The 19,422-nt window shown below is 43.3% G+C and carries 17 protein-coding genes and 1 pseudogene; 17 read left to right on the forward strand and 1 reads right to left on the reverse strand.

The window, feature by feature from the left end; translation table 11 throughout:
* Positions 1 to 2: 2 nt before the first annotated feature.
* From LIR34_RS08575 to LIR34_RS08650, 16 genes and pseudogenes are all read left to right on the forward strand, one after another.
* A pseudogene (locus tag LIR34_RS08575) lies at positions 3 to 269 on the forward strand (IS607 family transposase); the annotation flags it as partial.
* Positions 217 to 1,380, forward strand: coding sequence for an RNA-guided endonuclease InsQ/TnpB family protein (locus LIR34_RS08580; RefSeq protein ID WP_173901827.1), 1,164 nt, complete (start codon positions 217 to 219; stop codon positions 1,378 to 1,380). The pseudogene LIR34_RS08575 and the gene LIR34_RS08580, both read left to right, overlap by 53 nt.
* A gap of 199 nt (positions 1,381 to 1,579) precedes the next feature.
* Positions 1,580 to 2,395, forward strand: a complete 816-nt coding sequence (gene srtB / locus LIR34_RS08585; protein ID WP_173901828.1) for a class B sortase — start codon at positions 1,580 to 1,582, stop codon at positions 2,393 to 2,395.
* Between the two features lie 47 nt (positions 2,396 to 2,442).
* Complete coding sequence (locus LIR34_RS08590; RefSeq protein WP_161284077.1) at positions 2,443 to 3,168, forward strand: NAD-dependent protein deacylase; 726 nt, start codon at positions 2,443 to 2,445, stop codon at positions 3,166 to 3,168.
* 40 nt (positions 3,169 to 3,208) lie between these two features.
* Complete coding sequence (locus LIR34_RS08595; protein ID WP_161284078.1) at positions 3,209 to 3,397, forward strand: DUF951 domain-containing protein; 189 nt, start codon at positions 3,209 to 3,211, stop codon at positions 3,395 to 3,397.
* A 100-nt stretch (positions 3,398 to 3,497) separates the two neighbouring features.
* Positions 3,498 to 4,310, forward strand: coding sequence for a DUF4866 domain-containing protein (locus LIR34_RS08600; protein ID WP_161284079.1), 813 nt, complete (start codon positions 3,498 to 3,500; stop codon positions 4,308 to 4,310).
* Positions 4,310 to 5,638, forward strand: a complete 1,329-nt coding sequence (locus LIR34_RS08605) for a threonine/serine ThrE exporter family protein (protein WP_173901842.1) — start codon at positions 4,310 to 4,312, stop codon at positions 5,636 to 5,638. Before LIR34_RS08600 ends, LIR34_RS08605 begins: the two co-directional genes overlap by 1 nt.
* Before the next feature lie 58 nt (positions 5,639 to 5,696).
* A complete protein-coding gene (locus tag LIR34_RS08610; RefSeq protein WP_173901829.1) occupies positions 5,697 to 6,668 on the forward strand; it encodes an HdeD family acid-resistance protein in 972 nt (323 codons plus the stop codon).
* Positions 6,669 to 6,672: 4 nt separating this feature from the next.
* Positions 6,673 to 7,416: a TIM44-like domain-containing protein gene (locus tag LIR34_RS08615; protein WP_147342071.1), complete on the forward strand. Its 744-nt coding sequence runs from the start codon at positions 6,673 to 6,675 to the stop codon at positions 7,414 to 7,416.
* Between the two features lie 140 nt (positions 7,417 to 7,556).
* A complete protein-coding gene (locus LIR34_RS08620; RefSeq protein WP_173901830.1) occupies positions 7,557 to 8,831 on the forward strand; it encodes an ABC transporter substrate-binding protein in 1,275 nt (424 codons plus the stop codon).
* A gap of 88 nt (positions 8,832 to 8,919) precedes the next feature.
* On the forward strand, positions 8,920 to 9,774 hold the full coding sequence (locus LIR34_RS08625) for a carbohydrate ABC transporter permease (protein ID WP_022214140.1): 855 nt from the start codon (positions 8,920 to 8,922) through the stop codon (positions 9,772 to 9,774).
* Complete coding sequence (locus LIR34_RS08630; RefSeq protein ID WP_173901831.1) at positions 9,774 to 10,610, forward strand: carbohydrate ABC transporter permease; 837 nt, start codon at positions 9,774 to 9,776, stop codon at positions 10,608 to 10,610. Before LIR34_RS08625 ends, LIR34_RS08630 begins: the two co-directional genes overlap by 1 nt.
* A 123-nt stretch (positions 10,611 to 10,733) precedes the next feature.
* Positions 10,734 to 11,984, forward strand: a complete 1,251-nt coding sequence (locus tag LIR34_RS08635; protein ID WP_244092151.1) for a response regulator — start codon at positions 10,734 to 10,736, stop codon at positions 11,982 to 11,984.
* Positions 11,915 to 12,262, forward strand: coding sequence for a helix-turn-helix domain-containing protein (locus tag LIR34_RS08640; RefSeq protein WP_244092152.1), 348 nt, complete (start codon positions 11,915 to 11,917; stop codon positions 12,260 to 12,262). The genes LIR34_RS08635 and LIR34_RS08640 overlap by 70 nt, the downstream gene beginning before the upstream one ends.
* A complete protein-coding gene (locus LIR34_RS08645; protein ID WP_173901832.1) occupies positions 12,246 to 13,949 on the forward strand; it encodes a cache domain-containing sensor histidine kinase in 1,704 nt (567 codons plus the stop codon). The genes LIR34_RS08640 and LIR34_RS08645 overlap by 17 nt, the downstream gene beginning before the upstream one ends.
* A complete protein-coding gene (locus LIR34_RS08650; protein ID WP_173901833.1) occupies positions 13,939 to 15,621 on the forward strand; it encodes an extracellular solute-binding protein in 1,683 nt (560 codons plus the stop codon). Before LIR34_RS08645 ends, LIR34_RS08650 begins: the two co-directional genes overlap by 11 nt.
* Positions 15,622 to 15,681: 60 nt before the next feature.
* On the opposite strand, the gene glgP is transcribed toward LIR34_RS08650, so the two are convergent.
* Positions 15,682 to 17,949, reverse strand: a complete 2,268-nt coding sequence (glgP, locus tag LIR34_RS08655; RefSeq protein ID WP_173901834.1) for a glycogen/starch/alpha-glucan family phosphorylase — start codon at positions 17,947 to 17,949, stop codon at positions 15,682 to 15,684.
* 243 nt (positions 17,950 to 18,192) lie between these two features.
* Here glgP and LIR34_RS08660 point away from each other — a divergent pair, with 243 nt between their 5' ends.
* The gene (locus LIR34_RS08660; RefSeq protein ID WP_173901835.1) at positions 18,193 to 19,071 is read left to right on the forward strand and encodes an AraC family transcriptional regulator; all 879 of its coding nucleotides are present in this window, start codon (positions 18,193 to 18,195) and stop codon (positions 19,069 to 19,071) included.
* Positions 19,072 to 19,422: the final 351 nt, after the last annotated feature.

Here is a 19,422-nt window from a genome sequence, read left to right on the forward strand (position 1 = left end):
AAAATCGGCTATTGCGATTTGGTTTTGAGCTGATAGAATATATCGCTTCACTTTATAATTGTGAGATTGAGATTATTGATAATACTGAAAAAGCCGAACAGCAGGAACTGGTTGAAGATTTGGTTCAGATAATCACAGTATTTAGTTGTAAATTACAGGGAAAACGAGCGAATAAAGCTAAGAAACTTATTCGTGAACTGATACAGGAGGAAACAGATGGTAAAAGCCATAAAAGTAATGCTGATACCAAACAATGTACAGAAGACTAAGATGTTTCAGTACGCAGGTGCTTCAAGATTTGCTTATAACTGGGCTTTGACCAGGGAAATTGAGAACTATGAAAAAGGCGGCGGGTTTATTTCAGATGCAGAACTCAGAAAAGAATTTACGAAGCTTAGACATTCTGATGAATATGCATGGTTACTGAATATCTCAAATAATGTAACCAAACAGGCAGTCAAAGATGCCTGTACTGCTTATAAGAACTTTTTCAGGAGCTTGCAAAAGTTCCCAAGATTCAAGTCCAGAAAGAGATCAATGCCGAAGTTCTATCAGGACAACGTTAAGATACGATTCAGTAATACCCACGTTAAATTTGAAGGCTTTTCTTCCAGCAGGAAAGCAAATAAACAAAAAATGAATTGGGTAAGACTTGCAGAACATGGACGTATTCCGACAGATGCTAAATATATGAACCCGAGAATATCCTTTGACGGATTGAACTGGTGGATCAGTGTATGTGTAGAATTTCCTGACTGCAGGGAAACACTTAATGATGACGGAGTCGGCATAGACCTGGGAATCAAAGATCTGGCTGTCTGCTCTGATGGGACTAAGTATAAGAACATCAATAAGAGTCGGAAAGTAAAGAAATTAGAAAAACAGAAACGCAGATTACAGCGTAGTATCTCTCGTTCTTACGAGAAAAATAAGAGAGGAGAAAGTTACTGTAAAACAAATAATGTAATCAAAAAGGAGAAACTTTTATTAAAACGAAATCACAGACTAACAAACATCCGTAAAAATTATTTAAATCAGACCATATCGGAGATCGTAAATCGAAAACCAAGATTTATATGTATTGAAGATCTGAATGTCAGCGGAATGATGAAAAACAGACATTTATCCAAAGCAGTTCAGGCACAGGGATTTTTTTTATTTAGAAAACAGCTTGAATACAAGTGCAGCGATAAAGGGATCCAGCTTATTGTGGCTGACCGGTTTTATCCATCATCAAAGCTTTGCAGCTGTTGTGGAAACATCAAAAAAGATTTGAAGTTATCTGACAGAGTTTATAGATGTGCGTGTGGAAATATGATTGACAGAGATTTCCAGGCATCTGTAAATCTCAAGACTTATGGAGAAAAATTTGCAAGCTGACACTGAAACGTTAATGCAAATATGTACGGATACGTTAGTCCGGAATTTACGCCTGTGGAGAGTACAAAAACTTGTGAGTAGATTGATATTTATACCATCAAAAGCATACTCGTTGAAGTAGGAATGGAATATAGAAGTTTATAACTTTTTATAAGTTTTCAGTAACGGGGAGTAATTCTGGAATGAAAGGAATGTAACTATGGACGAGAGAAACACAGAGAAGCAGCAGAAGACCAAAAAGAAAGGTGACCTCCTTCTGACGCTGGTTCTTATTATAGCGATAGCAGCTTTTTGCTATGCGGCTTTTAATCTTTTTCACATCTATACAGAATACAAAAAGGGAACGGACGAGTATAATCATATCGAGCAGATGGCAGTCACGGACCGTGCACCTGATGCGCAGGAGGTGGCAGGACCGGAGGCACAGCCCAAGGCACCGATCAATGTGGATTTTGCATCGCTCAAGAGTGTGAATCCGGATGTGGTCGGCTGGATTTATGTAGAGGCACTGAATCATATTAGTTATCCTATTGTACAGGGCAAGGACAATGAGACATACCTGCATCAGACCTATGAAGGAAATTATAATTTTGCGGGAACGCTTTTTATTGATTATGAGAACAGCAGTGATTTCAATGACTGTAACACGTTGGTCTATGGACATAATATGAAGAATGGTTCCATGTTCGGGCATCTCAAGAAATTTGCGGAGGATCAGAATGTCTATAATAAGAGTAAATATTTCTGGATCCTGACACCGGATAAGAACTATCGCTATGAGATCATTTCTGCCTATACGACAGGTGTGGACAGTGACACGTATACATTGTTTAAGGGACCGGGAGAGGAGTTTCAGAGGTATCTGGAGACGATCAAAGGATACTCGGAGATCAGTACCGATCCGGGAGAACTGACAATCAAGGATAAGATCGTTACGTTATCTACCTGTACGGGAAATGAATCTACGAGATTTGTTGTACAGGGCAGAAGGATAAGCTCAGAGGATGCATATTAAGCACACAGGTGCATAGATGGCTATGCAGAGGTGAAGGGGGAATTGACATGGATGCAAAGATCATGAAATTACAGGAGCTGATTGATCAGCATGATAATATTGTGTTTTTTGGCGGGGCAGGAGTGTCTACGGAGAGTGGGATTCCTGATTTCCGTTCACAGGACGGGTTGTATCATCAGAAGTATGATTATCCGCCGGAAACGATTCTGAGCCACACGTTTTTTATGAGTAATCCGGAAGAATTTTATAAGTTTTACCGTGACAAGATGCTCTGTGATACTGCAAAGCCGAATGCAGCACATCTTAAGCTGGCAGAGCTTGAGGAGGCGGGCAGGCTTAAGGCTGTGATCACGCAGAATATTGATAATCTTCATCAGATGGCGGGCAGTCATAAGGTGCTGGAGCTTCATGGAAGCGTATACCGCAATCATTGTATGCGATGTGGGAAATTCTATGATTTTGATTATGTGAAGCACAGTGAAGGAGTGCCGAGATGTGAGTGCGGCGGTATTGTGAAGCCGGATGTGGTTCTCTATGAGGAGGGACTTGACAGTCAGACAATCGAAGAATCTGTCAGAGCAATTTCGAAGGCGCAGGTTCTGATCATAGGAGGAACTTCTCTGGCGGTCTACCCGGCAGCGGGTCTGATTGATTATTTCCGGGGAGAGGCACTGGTGGTGATCAATAAATCCTCCACTCCGCGGGACCGCAATGCGGATCTTCTGATCAAGGAGCCGATCGGTCAGGTGTTTTCTCAGATTAAAGTAAGATAAGAGTAACTGTTCACAGTAATATATAAGGCAGGAAGTATACATGGGATTTATTTATGAGGTAGGGGATATTGTGACTCTCAAGAAGGGTCATCCATGCGGAAGCAAGGAATGGGAAATCCTTCGAGTGGGAGCAGATTTCCGACTGAAATGCATGGGCTGCGGACATCAGATCATGGTGCCGCGTAAGATGGTCGAAAAAAACACGAGAAACTTACAAAAGCCGGAGTGAACAGAAACCTTATTCGTTCTGGTTATATTAAATATACAAGAGATGAAATTTACATTTGAAGCTCATGGTTCTATAATAAAACCCGAAAAGGGGCGATATTATGAGTACCATATTTCCGAGAGAAGAAAAGGCAGAACAGATTTTTGACAAGATCCTTGAAAACCCGGAAGCGTGCGAACGTCTGAAGGATACATTTTTTGAAGCAATTCCCTCGGCGGAAGAGAGTGAAGGTGCAGGAACGGATATTCCGGGAACTGTTTTTGCGGCAGCCTTGTTTCATGCATACGAAAACAAAGATCTTTCGGCATTTCTCATGGCTGTCTGCAATAACAGTATGTTTGATCTTCTGCGTAATTCTTTCCTGATTCCGATGCGGTTCAATGATAAAGGCGTGGAGAATCCGGTTCTTCTTACGGATGACAGGGGAATGCTTCTGGATGAATCTCAGAAACATCTTTATGAGAAGAAATACAGGATGTTTCACAGAATTTATGAGGAGCAGGAGGAGATTCCGTGTTATCAGATGTATATGGCAGACGGTTTCAGGGAAAATCACGGTTATACCAGTAAGGGCGAAATCGTGACAGACAAAATATCGAAACATACAGGAATCCTTCTTATGTTCCGATTCCCGGAATCTGTAAAGACAGACATTAATGATGACAGGATCTATGCGATCGTGTGGGATTTCCTGATGCGCCTTCAGGAGGAACTGCCGCGGGCATTGATGTATTATGGTGTCAGGGACGAAGAAGGCAAAGAAAAAAATACCGAAACGCTGGGAATTTTTCTTCCGTTTTATCATTTTGAGAGAATGATGGAGAAAAATATTGAGATTGCAAACGGTATTGGACTGGGATGCCGGGAGCATATCCTGAATGAAGTAAAACGACAGACAGGGAAGTGCGAGTGATGCAGCAGATGATCAGAAAGAATCATATGGACATTGCCTGGCATGAATATACTGACGAGAATGGTGCAGATATTCCGGTCACGCAGGCCAGTCTTACGGAGAAAGCTTCTATCATCGGACGGGTAGGGATTATGTTTCTGTCCTGTGGAACCGGTGCATGGCGAGTGAGAAGTTCGATGAATACACTGGCTGAGATCATGGGAATCACCTGTACGGCAGACATTGGCTTGATGTCGATCGAGTACACCTGTTTTGACGGGGAGAATGGCTTTACTCAGTCACTCTGTCTTACCAATACGGGCGTGAATACGTCAAAGCTTAACCGTCTGGAGCATTTTATCCGGGAATTTGAGGTGGACGGAAAGAATATGTCGGGGGAAGAGCTACATAGCCTGCTGGATGATATAGAGAGGATCCACGGGCTGTATTCTCCGATTGCACTGGGATTTGCGGCTGCTCTCGCATGCTGTGGCTTTACTTTCCTGCTCGGCGGCGGGCCGATTGAGATGTTCTGTGCCTTTGTGGGTGCAGGGTTTGGGAATTTCCTCAGATGCAAGCTGACGAAACATCATTTTACCCTGTTTCTCTGTATTGTATCCTCGGTCTCACTGGCCTGCCTTGTTTATGCAGGATTTCTGAAGATTGGAGAAGTATTGTTTGGAATTTCCATTCAGCATGAGGCAGGTTATATCTGTGCGATGTTGTTTATTATTCCCGGCTTTCCGTTTATCACGAGTGGTATTGATCTTGCCAAGCTGGACATGCGTTCAGGAACAGAAAGACTGATGTATGCACTGATCATTATCTTGGTAGCGACGATGTCTGCCTGGATCATGGCATTGCTTCTGCAACTGAAACCGGTAGATTTCATCAGAATCTCCCTTCCGGTGAAATTATGGATCGTGTTCCGGTTTCTTGCCAGCTTCTGTGGGGTGTTTGGCTTCTCAATTATGTTCAACAGTCCTATAAGGCTTGCGTCAGCGTCGGCACTCATTGGAGCGGTGGCCAATACACTTCGACTGGAACTTGTGGATCTGGCCGGAATGCCGCCTGCAGCCGCAGCTTTCATTGGTGCACTGACAGCCGGTCTTCTTGCCTCCATGATAAAAAACAAAGCAGGTTATCCGCGAATCTCCCTGACGGTTCCTTCTATTGTTATCATGGTACCGGGACTGTATCTCTACAGAGGATTTTATAATCTTGGGATCATGTCCCTTTCTACAGCCGCATCCTGGTTTGCCGCAGCCATCCTGATCATAGCTGCGCTCCCTCTGGGGCTGATCTTTGCAAGGATACTGACAGACAGAACATTTCGGTATTGTACGTGATCCTCAGGATTCATTTTTGCTTTTCAAAAATTATGCAAGACGAAGGAGAAAGCAGCGAATGTGGGAAAAAATCAATAATTTTCTGAAAGGTCAGATTGTGACATCGATCATATACGTTGCTCTTGGAGCGTGCCTGGCATTTATGCCAGTGAATATGATCAATGTGATCTGTAAATTTATATTTGGAATACTTCTGATACTTGTGGGATGTTATCATATTTTGCTCTATATTCTGGAGAAACTGAATTCCACGATTCTGGATCTTTTTTCCGGCGGTGTTCTGATGGTTATCGGAATTTTCCTCTTCATGAATCCTCAGATCGTAGTCAAGCTTCTGCCGATCCTGCTTGGAACCTTTATCCTGGTAGACAGCATCTGGAGCCTCAAAGGAAGCCTGAAACTTAAGAAAAACGGAAGCGGATTCTGGAAGATCCTTCTGATCGGAAGCCTGATCTTCATCGGGCTCGGTGTTTCCCTTGTACTCAATCCGTTCACAATGGTAAAATACACGGTAATCTTTGCAGGATGGATCTTCCTCTGCAACGGAGTAGTAGACCTCATCTACCTGATCCTCCTCCGTCGCGGTCTGAAAGAACTCAAACAGGAAGCAGAAGCAGTCGATGCAGACAGCGAGATCATATCTGATGATGCAGAAAGTTCTGCACAGCCAGAAGAACCGGTCGTACCGGAATACGCACCGTGGAGCTCACGCAGGAAGGCAGAGCCAGCAGACGATTTATCTGACAGTGAGGAAGAAACTTCTGATAAAGAAACTTTCGACAGCAATGCTTATGACAGGGAAGTTTCCGGGATGGAAGAATCCCTCGATGTTGTGCAGGTGAGAGAAGAAGAGGTTCCGTTGGATGAGTCGACAGAAGAGATGACTGAGCAGGAGAATGATCCGCCGGCCGGCAGAGGAGCGTACGTAGTATCCAAGCCAACCGTAACCGATGATGATCTTTCCGATACCAAAGATGAGAACCTTCTTGGTCTGATCTCTCGTAAACGAAAGAAAAATAAGAGCGAATAAAAAGATGACGAGACATAGACGAATCTGTTGTATACTGCTCGCATGTATCTGCTGTCTGTGCTTTTCAATTACATGTTATGCGAGGGCCGGCGGCGGATCTTCAGGAGGAAGTTCAGGGGGAAGTTCCGGTGGAACATATCATTATAATAATGAATCAAACTATACGGATGACGAGAGTCCGGGTGGATGGTCGCAAACGATAGTTGGCTGGATGGCAATGGCATGTTTTGCCGGGGCTGGAACGATTGCATTTCATTGCTATATTCAAAAGGCAAAATACAAAAGTCTTCAAAAAATGAAGAAATTCGAAAAGCCGGGCGAAGACTGGAATGCAAAAGAAATGCAAAAATATGTGGAGAATGCATATTTTGTTATTCAGGAATGCTGGAGGCTCCTGGATCCATCTTATGCAGAAAAGTATCTGAGTAAAAGTCTTGCCCAAAGTTGGACTACAAAACTTGAATGGATGAAAGTTAAACATGAAAAGCCAATACAGAAACGAGTTCAGCTCCTGAGTGTGACTCCGGTATCTGTGTGGGATGATGAAGGTGAAGAAGATGCCAGTATTGTTTATCTGATTCATGGAAGAATGATTGGATATTATATCAATACAGATACATTAGAGGTTGTTCGTGGAAAAAAGATTCCGGAGTCGTTTTATGAATACTGGACATTTATACGTGAAGACGGAAGATGGGTGTTGAATGAAATTCAACAAAAAGATGAAGTTGATGTGCATGAATTGTAAAATGTACATCAATTTTTTTATATCTTGAAAAAACAACATATTTCTTGATTTTTTATCATAGTATAAAAGTGCTGATAAATCTATAATAAAGACAGGTTGAAAGAGAACAAATCTTACAAAAAAAAGGAGCGATAAGTACTATGAACATGAAAAAAGTAACAGCAATGAGCATGGCAGTATTAATGGCAGCAAGCATGATTCCATCTGTACCGGTTATGGCAGCAGACGGCGGAAAGGTTTACTATCTGAACTTCAAACCAGAAGCAGATGAAGCTTGGCAGAACCTGGCAAAAGCTTACACTGAAGAAACAGGAACAGAAGTAACAGTTGTAACAGCAGCATCCGGACAGTATGAGACAACACTTCAGTCTGAAATGGCAAAGAGCGATGCTCCGACACTGTTCCAGGTAAACGGACCGGTTGGACTTAAGAACTGGAAAGATTACTGCTATGATCTGACAGATGCAGAGATCACAAAAGGACTTACCTCTGATACTTACGAGCTCAAAGACGGAGATGCTGTAGATGGTATCGCATATGTAATCGAATCCTATGGCCTGATCACAAACAAAACCTTACTTGAAAAAGCAGGATATTCTCTGGATGATATCAAGAGCTACGATGATCTGAAGAAAGTAGCAGATGATATTCAGGCAAGAAAGGACGAGCTTGGAATCAAAGGTGCTTTCACATCTGCAGGTATGGACGGATCCTCTGACTGGAGATTCAAAACACATCTTGCAAACCTTCCGATCTACTATGAGTACAAAGAAGACGGAATCGATGATACAGAGGCAATCAAAGGAACATATCTTGACAACTACAAGAACCTGTTTGACCTGTACATCACAGATTCTACCTGTGACGGAGCTGAACTCTCTGCAAAAACAGCAGATGACTCCAGAAACGAATTTGTAAACGGCGAAGCAGTATTCTATCAGAATGGTACCTGGGAATATGCAGAACTGTCCAAGACATACGGAGATGACGAGCTTGCAATGATCCCGATCTACTTTGGTGTAGATGATGAAAACGAGGGACTTGCAACAGGTACAGAGAACTACTGGTGTGTAAACAAGAATGCATCTGATGAAGACGTTCAGGCAACTCTGGACTTCATGAACTGGTGTGTAACATCTGAAACAGGAACAAAATCCATGGCAAACGATATGGGATTCACACTTCCTTTCAAAACAGCACAGGAGTCTACAAACGTATTTGTAAATCAGGATGCTGAATATACAGAAGCTGGAAAAACACCTGTTTCATGGAACTTCACAACAATGCCGTCTGAAGAGTGGAAAAACGGACTTGGAACAGCTCTTACCGCATATGCAGCAGGCACAGGTTCATGGGATGATGTTGTAAGTGCATTCGTTGACGGATGGGCTACAGAGAAAGCTCTCTCCGAGTAATTAAAATAACATGTGATCAATCATCAAGAGGAGGCGAGGTTCTTGCCTCCTCCTGTGGGTTCTATGAGAGGGAAAGAGGAGAATTATAATGGTAGGAAGAACGATCAAAAAATGGTGGCCGATTTTTGTACTGCCGACTTTTGCGGCATTTGTTATCGGTTTCCTTTGGCCTTTTATCTGGGGCATTTATCTTTCATTTTGCAAATTTACAACCGTAAATGATGTAACCTTTGTCGGATTTTCGAACTATTCCAAGATCTTACTGGATAACACCTTCAGTCATTCATTCTGGCTGACTGTTGTGTTTGCTTTTGTTTCCAGTATTCTGATCAATGTGCTGGCATTTTCCATCGCACTGGTACTCACCAAGGGATACAGAGGAACCAACGCATTCCGTACCGTATTCTTTATGCCGAACCTGATTGGTGGTATCGTACTTGGATATATCTGGCAGACACTGTTAAACGGACTGCTCTCCAAATGGGGACAGCCTTTGCTTTCACTTTCTGCAAGAAACGGATTCATCGGTATGCTGATTCTTCTGATGTGGCAGCAGATCGGATATATGATGATCATCTACATAGCAGGTCTGAACAACGTTTCTCCTGATCTGGTCGAAGCAGCACAGATCGACGGTGCGACAAACAGACAGATCCTGTTCAAGATCAAGATCCCGATGATTATGCCGTCTGTTACAATCTGTACTTTCCTGACTCTGACAAACGGATTCAAGATGTTTGACCAGAACCTTTCTCTTACAGGAGGAGATCCGGGTAAACAGTCACAGTTACTGGCTTTGAATATTTATGATACATTTTATGCAAGAAGCGGCGCTCAGTGGAAGGGTATCGGCCAGGCAAAAGCAGTTGTATTCTTCCTGCTGGTTGTAGCGATCGCACTGATACAGCTTCGTGCAACATCATCTAAGGAGGTGCAGCAGTGATGGAAAATAAGAAAAAAAATCCGGTTGCGTCAATTATTTTGACGCTGATCTGCATCCTCTGGATGTATCCGATCGTACTGATCTTAGTCAACTCTTTAAAGAAAGAAGCTGCGATTACAACTTCAGGTGTATTCAGTCTTCCTACAGCTGAGACATGGAATGGTGTTGCAAACTTTGTGGCAAGTGTTACACAGATGGATTTCCTCAAATCCTTCTGGTACAGTCTTGTGATCTCAGTGATGTCCGTTGCTCTGATCATGCTGTGCTGCTCTATGGCAGCCTGGTACATTGTTCGTGTAAACGGAGCATTATCCAAGGTTTTCTATTACCTCTGCGTATTCAGTATGGTAGTACCGTTTCAGATGGTTATGTTCACACTGGCAAAAACAGCCGACACCTTACGTCTGAACAATCCATACAACATTTGTATTATCTATCTTGGATTTGGTGCAGGTCTGGCAGTCTTTATGTTTACAGGATTTGTAAAGGGTATTCCGCTTGAAATCGAAGAAGCGGCTCTGATCGATGGCTGTACACCTCTGCAGGTATACTTCAAGGTTCTGATCCCGATCCTGAAACCAACAATTATCTCTACCGCGATCCTGGAACTGATGTGGGTATGGAATGACTACCTTCTGCCGACACTGGTATTGGATATCAAGAAATATCGTACCATTCCGATGGCAGTCCAGTATTTCCGCGGAAGCTTCGGACATGTGCAGATGGGACCGATGATGGCAAGTATCATGATCGATATCATTCCGATCATTATTGTATATCTGGTATGCCAGAAACACATTATTGAAGGTGTTGTAGCCGGTGCAGTCAAAGGCTGATAAGAAAAAATTACTGCAGACAATTGCATAAATTTATTCAAATACAAGTCTCCGGGAAGATACTCTTTCCGGGGATTTTGTGGTAGAATAAACAAATAAGGTAAAATAACAGGGGGTGGGGGAATGATCAATGTTCTGATCGTGGATGATGAGAAGATTGAAAGAGAAGGACTGAAATATCTGATTTCCACAGAAACAAAGGAACACAAAATCTTTGAAGCTTCCAATGGCAGGGAGGCGCTGCAGATTCTGCGTGAAGAAGATATACAGCTTCTTCTTACAGACATCAAAATGCCGCACATGACAGGGCTGGAACTTTCCAAAAAGGCAAAGGAAGAACAGCCGGATCTTCAGATCATCATATTCAGTGGTTTCAGCGACTTTGCATTTGCGCAGGAAGCAATACGCTATGGTGTCACGGAATATATCCTGAAACCGGTAAATCCAGAGGATTTTCACCGAGTGATCCAGCGTGCGGAGGTGACAATTGCCAGTCGGATAAAGAAGGAAAGTCGTGAAATCAAGGAGAAGATTTTTCTCCAGCAGTATTTTCTTCAGAACTATCTGTATTCCGGCAAGAAGGAAGTTCTGGAAAAAGCAGGCGAACTCATTGATCTGAATAAATGGAATGACTGGCACTGTGCAATTCTGCTTGAATCAGATGTGGCTTTTTTTGATACGGCAGAAGAAAATCTGGATCAGGTACTTCAGCAGGAGCTTCGAAGGAAAATTTTTTATCTGAATCTGAATGGAAGACAGTCACTTGTTTTATTCCAGGATGTCTACTGTGATTATCAGCTGGTGGCGAATCATATCTATAATTTCATGAAACGGGAATATATGGAGCGGTTTTATCTGGCTGTAAGCAGGAAATTTGAAGGTTACGAAAATCTTCCGTCAGTTCTGGAGCAGCTGGAGCAGCAGATGGAAGAGAAATTTTATCATCCGGACAAGCATATCTTTACAAATGAAGATGATCCCCTGAATATGGCAGTAGGAGAGGTGCAGGATTCTCAGATCATGCAGGCGATCTCCGAGGATATCACGCGCAAAGATACGGAACAGCTTCAGAAACATTTTGAATGCCTCAAAGAAAAATATCATGATAATACGCAGTATTCTGCAATGTATATTAAATTTGTATTTTCCAATGTGATTCAGGAACTTTTTCAGGAGAATCAGTTTTCCGGCGAACGCAGACTGGAGCATGAGATCGAACGCCTTTATAATTGCAGGAACATAAAGGAAATCCTCGGTGTGACAGAAGACAATATCAAGGATATGAGGCTTTCCTGGAGCGTTCTATGGACAGTTCCAGAAATGAAGTCACTGCTGTCAAAAATTATATTTATCAGCATTATGATGAGGATCTGAATCTGGAAATGCTAGCAGAAAAGGTCTATCTGTCTTCTGGTTATTTAAGCTTTATTTTTAAGAAAGAAACAGGGATGAATCTGAATCGTTATATTCGAGTGTTCCGTATGGAAAAGGCCAAAGACCTTCTGTGCAGCACCAATATGAAGGTGGCACAGGTCAGTGAGAAGGTAGGATTTGCAAATGTGTCTTACTTCTGCCGGAGTTTCCGGGATTACTATGGAAGCAGTCCGGAATCCTACAGGAAAGGAACAGCGGAGGATGAACAGACTTCTTAAGTGTATCAAAAACATGAAATACCGGCACAGGCTGACGCTTCTTCTGGTCGTGACTGCTCTGGTACCAATGACGGTTCTTGCTCTCTATGGTCACAGCAGACAGAGTGCGATGGTTCGAAGCAGTGATATGGAGGACATGCAGTCGATCATCGAGCAGACGAAGGAGAGCATTGACAGTCAGACTGCTGTTTACAACAGTCTTTTGAACTATCTTACATATTCGCCGGATATCACAGAGATCATCAAAGAAAAAAGCATTGATAATTATACTGCTTATGAGAAATATAACCAAATTGCAGATCCTCTTCTGTCGGTGCCAAAATCTTACCATGATGCCATTAATAGGATCCAGCTGTTTGCAGAGAGTATTCAGGTAGAACATGAATATACGCTGGTTCCGCTTGCTAAAATGCAGGAAGAATGGTGGAGCAGTGAACTTCAGGACGATGTAAGGATCCAGTGGCTGGTGAATCTTGAGCGCAAAGAGGTGGCGGCAGTCCGTATGATCTATGATGAGCAGACTCTGGATGCGGCAATCTGTATTGTGCTGGATTACGATAAGATATTTCAGCCGCTGATGAATATTCTCAATGAGGAAAACGGAGGAATGGTCACAGATGAGGATGGTACGATCCTCTACAACAAAAGCAGCCTTGAGAATATTGAACTGGAAAGAACAGATGACAGGGACACTGCTCTTGAAAAGATATCTCAGGAGTGTGCTTACACGATGGCGGAAAGTGAAGAGAATAACTGGAATTTTTATCTCTACAAAAGCCAGCGGGCAATCTCAGGTTCTGTCCGGAGACTGCTGCTGGAAGAAATTCCACTGATGGCACTCTGCTGTCTGATCACTCTGGCTCTGGGGCTGGCTTTTTCTAGAATTTTTACAAGAAAGATCGAAGAACTTACCAGAAATATGGACCAGGTGAATCATGGAAGCAGAGAGGTTACAGTCAGCAGTGATTCTGAAGACGAGGTTGGTATTCTGATCAACAGCTTCCGAAGGATGATGGATGAGATCAACCGTCTGATCGATGAAGTATACGTTAATAAGATTGCATTGAAGGAATATGAATTGAAAGCACTGCAGGCACAGATCAATCCGCATTTTCTGTATAATACGCTGTCCATGATGAACTGGATGGCAATCCGCAGCGGGCAGATGGAGATCAGTAAAGTGACCCTTGCACTCTCGACCTTTTACAGAACTGCCCTGAGTAAGGGGGAAGACATGGTCACCGTCGAGACCTGTATCCGAAATATGGAAGCGTATCTGGAAATCCAGTTGACCATGCATGATCATAATTTTACAGTAGAATGGGAAACAGATCCGGATATCAAGAACGAAAAGATGCCGAAGCTTCTCCTTCAGCCTGTCGTGGAAAATGCGATCGAGCATGGAATCGACGAGAAGGAAGAAGGAGACAAAAAGCTTTTTCTTTCGTTCAAAGGGCAGGGAGATGATGTGGAGATCATTGTCCGTGATAATGGAACAGGGATGGAACAGGAGAAGGCAGAAACTCTTGTCACCTACCAGGCGAAAGGATATGGTCTTAAGAATGTCAATGACCGTATCCGGCTTCTTTACGGAGAATCCTATGGAATACAGATCTATAGTGCACCGGGAGAGGGTACGACCGTTATCATGAGATTCCCGAAGGAGATCAGAAACTATGAAGAGTAAATGGAAGCTGCCGGTGATTTTGGGATGTATAATAAGTCTGTCCGGATGCGGCATAAGTAATCAGCCGGCGCAGAAAACGGCGTCAGAACAGAAAAGTTCAACGGCAGAAGAAAATGTGAGAACCGGCAGCTGGGAAAGTGCTGCACAGAGTCCTTATGGAGCGTATCCGGAACTTGTGACTTATACGCTGGGGCAGATGAGCGGCACCAATAATTCCAATCTTCCGGATGGAAATACCTATGAAGATAATGCCTATACCCGATATCTCAAAAAGATCCTGAACATTCAGAATGAGAATATATATATGGAGAGTGAAGACCGCTATGATGAGTTTGTCAATATTCTGATAAAGGATCAGACTCTGCCGGATGTCCTGGTGATCTCAGACAGGGATATGCTCAAGGAACTCGTAGAAAACGATCTGGTTGAGGATCTGACGGAGGTGTATCAGAACTGTACCTCGAAACGGATCAAAGAAATGTTCGAAAGCTATGGAAGCGGTCTTCTGGAGTCTGTGAAATTTGATGGAAAGCTGATGGCTATCCCGGAGACGGTCACAGATCATGGACCGCGTCTGATGTGGCTCCGCAAAGACTGGATAGACGAGCTGGGGCTTGAAGAGCCAAAGACTCTGGAGGATGCCTTTGATATCGTGGAGGCATTTGTACAGAACCGGATGGGAACAGCAGAAGGAGAGGAGCCCGTCGGCCTTGTCTGTGATACAGACCTGGTGGGAAGTACCAGTTCCAGCTATTCCGTTGATCCTGTTTTTGACAAATTTGGGTCAAGCCCCCGCAAATGGATCAACCAGAATGGAGAGATCGTCTATGGATCTGTGACAGAAGAGACCAGAAATGCCTTGAGTTATCTGCATGAATTGTATGAACGCGGGGTGCTGGATCAGAATTTTGCACTCAGGGCACAGAATAATCTGAGAGATCTGGTGGTGAGCGGCAAATGCGGAGCGTTTTTTGGACTCTGGTGGACGCCGAACAATCCGTTGATGGATATTTATGAGACAGATAAAGACGCCGAATGGATGCCGTATTATCTGCAGGAAGTAGACTGGAAGAATGTGTATGCCTCTTTTAGTGACAGCAAGTATGTGGTTGTGCGTAAGGGGTATGAACATCCGGAAATCGTAATGAAGATCATAAGCGTTCTGTTTGATTACAGCAGATATACCGCCGAGGATGCAGATGAGGTAAATGAATATTTTGCACTGAATGTAGATCCGACAGCCAGGTCGCTGGTCATAAACGTTGATTATAATGAGGCGACTTTCCAGATCACAAAGGATATACTGGCTGTGATGAGTGGACAGCGTCAGGAAAGTACTCTCAGCGAGATTGCAAAATCATACTATGATGCGGCAGAAAAATATATCCATGGAAAATCGGAGATAGCAGAAGACTGGGCAGCATATGAATCCAGGCTTGTGGCAGTAGGAAGACTGCTGGATGGAAATTACCGGTCGGTAAAGAGCAAATACCTGGATGACAGCGACGGAGAAGTTCCAAAATCTCTTCTGCAGCTTGAAAAAAACAGCTTCATCCAGATCATTATGGGTGTGAAGCCAGTCAGCTATTTTGACGAGTTTGTAGAAACGTGGTACGAAGAAGGCGGGGAGGAATTGACACAGCAGATTCGAAAATCCAACTCGGGAAAATAAAAAACAGAGAGGAAGTGTAAAGATTTCCTCTCTGTTTTTCAATAACTTATTTTTCGAAAATTATTTTCCGAGATGCCAGATGTCGTTGTCATATTCTGCGATGGTTCTGTCAGAAGAGAAGAATCCGGCTTCTGCAATATTGATCAGAGTTCTGCGGCTCCAGTTCTCCTGGTCAGCAGCGTAATCAGCCATTGCCTGCTGTTTACGGACTACATAGGCGTTGAAATCCGGAAGAGTCTGGAACCAGTCTTTGCCGATCAGCTCATTCTGGAGACGTTTCAGGTGTTCTTCATCACCGAAGGAAAGCATTTCCTTACCTGTAAGGAAGTCGATCGCACGGTGAAGATTCGGGTCTGCCTCATACCAGTCTCTCGAGCAGTAGTCGCCTGCTGCATAGCGGTGGATGACCTGTTTGCTGCTCTGTCCAAAGATATAAATGTTGTCATTTCCAACTGCTTCGGAGATTTCTACATTTGCACCGTCCATAGTTCCGAGAGTCAGGGCACCGTTCAGCATGAACTTCATGTTTCCGGTTCCGGATGCCTCTTTGGAAGCAAGACTGATCTGCTCGGAGAGATCACATGCCGGGATCATCATCTCAGCAGCAGAAACATTGTAGTTTTCTACAAAGACAAGCTGCATCCATTTGGAAACTTCCGGGTCATTCTCGATCACCTGAGAAAGGGTGAGGAGTCCATGGATGATGTCTTTGGCGATGATATATGCCGGAGCTGCTTTGGCACCAAAGATACTTACCAGCGGAACGGAAGGTGTGTGACCGGCTTTGATTTCCAGATACTGATGGATCAGGAACAGAAGATTCAGCTGCTGGCGTTTATACTCGTGAAGTCGTTTGGACTGGATCGTAAACATGGCATTTGTATTAAGCTTTACGCCCTGTTTCTGAAGAAGCCATGCGGCAAGAGCCTCTTTGTTCTGTTTCTTGATCTCGGAGAGCTTCTGAAGTACGTTCTGGTCATCTGTATATGCCAGGAGTTTCTTCAGTTCTGAAGCGTCCTTCTTAAATCCACTGCCGATCAGACTCTCAATTTCACAGGTCAGAGCCGGGTTACATTTGAGGAGCCAGCGACGGAAGGTGATACCATTTGTTTTGTTGTTGAATTTCTCAGGATACAGATGATAAAATCCGGCAAGCTCACTCTCTTTGAGAATCTGTGTATGGAGAGTTGCGACACCATTTGTGGAATGTGAGAAATGGATATCCATGTGTGCCATATGAACAACCTGGTTCTGGTCAATGACTGCCAGGGAGGCGTCTTCGGTCCGTTCCTTAGCCACAGCATCAAGCTTTTCGATGATCGGCATAAGCTGCGGAACAACGTTCTTCAGATAATGTCTCGGCCATTTTTCCAGGGCTTCGGCAAGGATTGTGTGGTTTGTGTAAGCACAGGTATCTGTAACAATCTGCACTGCTTCTTCAAAAACGATATCATGAAGCATAAGCAGACGGACCAGTTCCGGGATCACCATGCTCGGGTGTGTATCGTTGATCTGGATTGCAGCATAGTCAGCGAGATCGTGATAATTACATCCTCTTGCGATACATTCAGAAAGAATAAGCTGTGCACCGGCGGAAACCATGAAATACTGCTGATAGATACGGAGCAGACGTCCGTCTTCGTCGGAATCATCCGGATAGAGGAAAAGAGTCAGGTTTTTGGCAATGTCCTTTTTGTCAAAGGAGATTCCTTCACCGATCACGGATTCATCAACAGTGTCCAGGTCAAAAAGATTCAGGGTGTTGGTTCTTCCCTCATATCCTGTAACAGGAAGCTTATAAAGTCTTGCAGAGTATTCCTTTCCTGCCAGAGATACTGGGAAAACAGTGTCTGTAGCCTGAGCCGCACAGGCATCGGTCAGCCAGAAATCAGGAGTTTCATTCTGGATATTGTTTTTGAAGTTCTGGTGAAAAAGACCGCAATGGTAGCGAAGTCCTACACCGTCGCCAGGAAGATTTAAAGTTGCAAGACTGTCAAGGAAGCAGGCTGCCAGTCGTCCGAGACCGCCATTTCCAAGGCTCGGTTCCGGTTCCTGTTCTTCGATATCCGCCAGAGATTTTCCGGCAGCAGCCAGGGCTTCTTTTACATCATCGTAGAGTCCGAGGTTGATAAGGTTGTTGGACAGAAGCTTTCCAATCAGGAATTCTGCTGAGATATAATAAAGCTTTCTTCCAGTTACACTGTGAACCTGCTGCTGACTTTTTTCATCAACAAGTTTCAGAAGTGCGTGATAAAGTTCCTCATTGGAAGCAGTTTTGATGTCTTTTTTGCAAAGATCGTTAAGTTTATTTGTCATGGTTTCACTCATGTGAGCCACTCCTTTCATATACATAGATAAAAGATTTTTGTAACTGTTCACAGAGCATATCCCGAGAATCCCGGAGATTCCTTTCCATGAACAGTTGCGAGGTTTAGGTTGGTTGTCAGAAAACATCTTGTACTATGTTATGCTTATATTTATACCACATATTTTTTGTCGTTTCTTGTAAAAATCTTGCAAATACTAATACTATCCTATCATAATGGAGAAAAATAACGGAGAAAAAATATTATGGAAAAAGAACAAGATCAGAAATATCAGGAAAAGAAACAGCACGGGAGCAAACTGTTTCCGTTTAATATCTATCCGTGTACGATCCCGCTGGATTTTCCGTCAGTTTCTCTTCACTGGCATAAAGAAATGGAACTGATCTATGTCAAAAAAGGAAGAGGAGAGATCCAACTGGAGACAGGTCTGTTTCAGGGAAAGGCGGGGGATATTTTTGTGGTTCCTCCGGGAACTCTTCATGCATTGTATAAAACAAAGGGTTCTTCTATAGAATATGAAAATATTATTTTTGAAGTGGATTTTCTGGGGGCAGGGGCAGCAGATCTCTGTGCCGGTGAATTTCTGGTTCCTCTTGCAGCCGGTAAACTGCTTCCGCCAATCTGTGTTCAGGAGCAGGAGGAAGGCTATGATGTCCTGAAACAATGCCTGAGCCAGATGGAAGACTTATGTGCGTCCAGAGAAAAAGGCTATGAACTGGGAGTAAAGGCGGCAGTTCTTCAACTGCTCTTTCTTCTTATAAGAAAATATCCGTCTGTAAAAGAAGTGTCTTCACCGGACCGGGAGCAACTAAAAATGGTGCTGCATAAGATAGAAAAAAATATCGATGAAAATCTTACAGTTGGAGAGGTGGCAAAGTTCTGCGGATGGAGTGACAGCCATTTTATGCGCTGGTTCAAAAAGATGACGGGATTAAGTCTGATCGCCTATGTGAATGAGCGAAGACTGGCGGTGGCAGCAGAGGCACTGAAGAAAACCGACGATAAGATATTGAACATTTCTCAGGATGCCGGATTTACCAACCTTTCTAATTTTAACAGACAGTTCAGAAAGCGTTATGGAGTGACCCCAAAAGAGTATCGTGAAATGAATGATATCAGTTAGAGAATAGGGGCTGGAAAATAAGAAATAAAAAAATTCAAAAAACGGTTGACAGTCTGTGTAGAAAGTGGTATTCTAACTGAGCTGTCACAAAGAATTGATTCTTTTGAACACACAATTTGAAAAGTTTTGAAAAAACAAAAAAGTTGTTGACAATCCAGTATGGATGTGATAGAGTAGACAAGTCGCCTGAGAGCGATGCACAAACATCATAAAAGCTTCGAAAAGAAAATAAAAAAGTACTTGACAAGCACTGATGAATGTGGTAATATAGATAAGCTGTCTGAGAGACAGCACAGCAAAGAACCTTGATAACTAAACAGTGAAACACATACGATTCTCGAAAATTCTTAA

The sequence above is a fragment of the Blautia sp. MSK17_66 genome (genome assembly GCF_020538025.1).
Taxonomy (GTDB): Bacteria; Bacillota; Clostridia; order Lachnospirales; family Lachnospiraceae; genus Blautia_A.